General features: G+C 39.7%; 4 protein-coding genes. 3 read left to right on the plus strand and 1 reads right to left on the minus strand.

The window, feature by feature from the left end:
• Both ACEW8O_RS23490 and ACEW8O_RS23495 read left to right on the plus strand, forming a co-directional pair.
• The coding region (locus tag ACEW8O_RS23490) for a T9SS type A sorting domain-containing protein (protein ID WP_373497065.1) at positions 1–413 on the plus strand (413 nt) is incomplete at its 5' end.
• A gap of 213 nt (positions 414–626) precedes the next feature.
• Positions 627–1,925, plus strand: a complete 1,299-nt coding sequence (locus ACEW8O_RS23495; protein ID WP_373497066.1) for a sialate O-acetylesterase — start codon at positions 627–629, stop codon at positions 1,923–1,925.
• On the opposite strand, the gene ACEW8O_RS23500 is transcribed toward ACEW8O_RS23495, so the two are convergent.
• Complete coding sequence (locus tag ACEW8O_RS23500; protein WP_373497067.1) at positions 1,901–2,764, minus strand: dienelactone hydrolase family protein; 864 nt, start codon at positions 2,762–2,764, stop codon at positions 1,901–1,903. The genes ACEW8O_RS23495 and ACEW8O_RS23500 overlap by 25 nt on opposite strands.
• Before the next feature lie 250 nt (positions 2,765–3,014).
• Here ACEW8O_RS23500 and ACEW8O_RS23505 point away from each other — a divergent pair.
• Positions 3,015–4,052: M14 family metallopeptidase (locus ACEW8O_RS23505; protein WP_373497068.1), on the plus strand; the 1,038-nt coding region annotated here is incomplete at its 3' end.

Consider the following 4,052-nt stretch of genomic DNA (forward strand, 5'->3'; position numbering starts at 1 on the left):
TGAATGCGGGAGCCAATGTGATCCAACTTACTCCAATTGAAGGTGATGCACCGATCATGGATAAAATTGTAATAACCAACAAAGAAACAGGTGAAGAGAACATGAGAATAATGGAATCAGCAGAGGTTCAGTTTACTGCTCCTACCTTCCAACAATCTTTGGAATTCATAGTATTTCCGAACCCTGTCCGTTCAGGTGAATCAGTGACCATCCAAGTTCCTGGAGCATTTGACGAAGGTGTACCTACACAGGTAAGTATGACAGATATGTCTGGTAGAACGATCATTGTGGATACTGTTGCTAACACTGAAAATCAAGCCATTACAATTCAAAAGACCTTGAGAAAGGGTATCTATGTAATCATGATTCAGCATGGAAATCAGTGGTTTACAAAAAAGCTGAAAGTGCAATAAAATTTACCGGAAGAGGACTTGGTTCCCAAGTTCCTCTTCCAATAAATTATAAATGATTACTTGTTTAAATAATTATTTGGTATAATTCTATAAATTAGTTTTATCAGTTTAAGATATATGCGGATTTATATTTCAAATGTGTTTTATGCATTCCTATACTTATACAGTATTTGTTTTTTTTATTCAAGTTTTTCTTTTGGTCAGAAAATTGAATTGAATGCTCTTTTTTCGGATGGTATGGTGCTTCAGCAGAATAGCTCGGTATCTGTCTTTGGTAACTCGGAGCCTAATTATTCTTTCAGCTTTAAAGCCGAATGGCTTGATGATGAATTCAAAGTTAAAAGTAATTCCGATGGTAGATTTTTATTTAATGTCTCCACACCTTCAGCCGGGGGACCATACAAAATGCAAGTTGATAATAAGATCATTAATGATATTTTGGTTGGTGAAGTTTGGTTAGGTTCCGGCCAATCCAATATGCAGATGAGATTAAAAGAAACTGATGTTAATTTAGAGGAATTGGTAAAAAATTCTGAGATAAGACTTTTCACAGTTCCTGTCCAGGATTCAATGTCGCCGTTAACCCACCTTTCCAATGGCAATTGGGTTTCGGGGGATAATTTGGAAATGCTTTTGCAAGAATCCGCTGTCGCCTATTATTACGCTTTGACTTTACAGGAAGAGCTAAAAGTGCCAGTGGGTATAATAACCGCCTCACGGGGAGCCTCTGCCGCCGAAGAATGGATCAGAGGAGATAGTTACGAGAACCTTCCCGACTCGATAAAATCATTGTATAAGCCTGATCCACCCAAATATCCATCAAGCTGGTATAATGGTATGATAAGCCCCATTATACCCTATAAAATCAAAGGAGTGATTTGGTATCAAGGTGAAGCCAATGTTCCCAGGAAAGCATCTTATCCCATTCTTATTGAAACTTTGGTGGAAGATCTAAGAATACATTTTGAGGATGAAAATTTACCGTTTTTTATGGTACAGTTACCTACATTTAAAAGAGAATGGCAGGAATTTAGGCTCGTTCAGGAAAGCATTGCTGACAAAATGAATCATTCGGGTATGGTGACAACCTTAGATCTCGGAGATGAGAATGACATACATCCAAAAAGAAAAAAGGAAGTGGGACAAAGATTGGCGCACCTTTCATTGGCAAAAGTCTATCAAAAGGACTTTCGTTTCAGTAGTCCTAGATACTCCCAAATTGAATTTACGGAAGATATTGCACGTATTACTTTTCTGCATGCAGAAGAAGGCTTGATCACACAAGATGGAATGATGCCTAAATATTTTGAACTAGCGGGTAAAGACGGCGTTTATCACCCTGCAACAGCGAAAATACATAACAACATAATTGAGATTAAATCTCCGGAAATTTCATCGCCAACCGCTGTTAGGTATTTTTGGATAGGGTATGGGAAGCCCAATTTAATTTCCAAGGATGGCTACCCTGTTGCTCCATTTAATTATCCTCACTTAAACTTCCCTTTCAAATAACCCAAAGCCATTCCATAGGCTTCATTAGTCAATTCAGGGTCATGTTTGGCATTGGAAGGATTGGCAAAGCCGTGAACACCGGGGAAGATTTTATATTCCAAGTCTTTTCCCGCTTTATCCATTGCAGTGGCAAACTCCTCAATTATTTCTTTGGATATGTTTTGTTCAGTTGCAAACAGACCCAAAACATCTGAATTAAGTTTTTTCAGTTGATCCACATCCCGGATTGGCATACCATAGTAGATAATGGAACCAACATTTTGATCACCAAGCAGTAATGCTGATTTCAAAGACCAGCCTCCACCAAAGCACCAACCAACATTCGCAATTCTAGCATTTTTTCCGGCAAAGTTTTTTCCGGCCAGCACGATGTTTTCCAACCTTTTTTCATCAGTTCCCCTCATAAAACCCATTGCTTCCTGCGGATTAGCAGTGACATTGCCATCATACATATCCAATGCCAGGACATTGACTTTTCCACCTAGATCATTGTAGAATTTCTCTGATTCTTCTTTGATGTTATCATTGAGTCCCCACCATTCCTGATAAACGAAGAGCCAGTTATCGGATGCTTCTTCGGCTTTTAGAAAATAACCTCCTGCCTTTTTTCCATCAGGAGAAGGGAAAGTTATCATCTCACCCATTGGATTGAAATCAAATGGAATCGGTGCCGGATGGAAAGCCACGAATTTGGGATCATCCAAAAAGGCGATCATTTCTGATGGACCTGTATGGCAAATGGAGATATCATTTGTAACCACATCAGGATTTGAGGAAATAACCTTCCAGCCAATCAGGCTGAAAATGATCAGATTGAAGTAAACAATAATTTTGTACATGGGATTTGTTGTTGAATGGTAAAGAAGATTTGATGGATAAACATTGAAACCGAAAATCTGTTTTCTGTATCCAATTCTAATTTAAGCAATTGGGTTTTATCATCATAGAAAACAGACTGAATCATGATTTCCTGACAACGCCAAAGCCAGACAAATACCAATCAAACCTTTTTCTTTCCGATCAAAAGGGCTCTTTTGTTTTGGAAGGTTGGCCGATGTATTTTTAGAAATAGCTATTCAATATTTTATGATGAAAAGAATTTACTTATCCCTGCTTTTGGCAATTTGTACCGCCTCTTTTGTTTTAGCACAAAAGATTCCGACACCCAAAGAACATTTTGGTTTTGAGATCGGTGATGACTACAAATTGGCCACCTATACTGCCACCGATGCCTATTTTAGAAAAGTGGCAGAATTATCTGATAGGGTAAAATTTATTGAAATCGGTCCAACGGAAGAGGGCAGACAGATGCCCATGATGATCATTACCTCTCCGGAAAACCACCAAAAGCTGGACCGTTACAAAGAAATCTCCCAAATTCTAGGCCGTGCAGAAATCAGTGATGATGAAGCCCAAAAGCTTTCATTGGAAGGTAAAGCAGTGGTTTGGATAGATGGTGGTCTGCATTCTACTGAAACAGTTGGATCCCATCAGATGATTCCGACTTACTATGATTTGGTGACCAGAAATGATCCTGAGAATATGCGTATCCTCAATGACCTGATCATTTTGATGGTGCATACCAACCCTGATGGCCATGAGATCATCACCAACTGGTATATGGGTCCTGAAGATGTCAAAAAGAGAAATATGAGCACCCCCTACATGTACCAAAAGTATGTTGGGCATGACAATAACAGGGATTTCTTTATGAACAATATGAAGGAGACCATCAATACTTCCCGTCAACAATATGTGGAGTGGTTGCCTCAAATCATCTATAACCATCATCAGACTTCTCCGGCTGGAACGGTTGTGGCGGGACCTCCTTACCGTGATCCTTTCAACCATGTGTTTGATCCTTTGATCATGACTAGTTTGGATGGGGTAGGAGCTGCTATGATCAACAGACTGAATATCGAAGGTAAACCAGGATATACCCGATTGGGAGGATCTGTTTTCTCATCATGGTGGAATGGTGGCCTTCGTACCACCCCGTATTTCCATAACATGATCGGAATTCTGACCGAGACAACCGGTGGACCGACACCTTCTGAAATCCCCTTGCTTCCGGAAAGATTGATCCCCACTCATGCCACTCCTTACCCGATTGAGCCTCAACCTTGG

The sequence above is a fragment of the Aquiflexum sp. genome, from assembly GCF_041749095.1.
GTDB lineage: Bacteria > Bacteroidota > Bacteroidia > Cytophagales > Cyclobacteriaceae > Aquiflexum.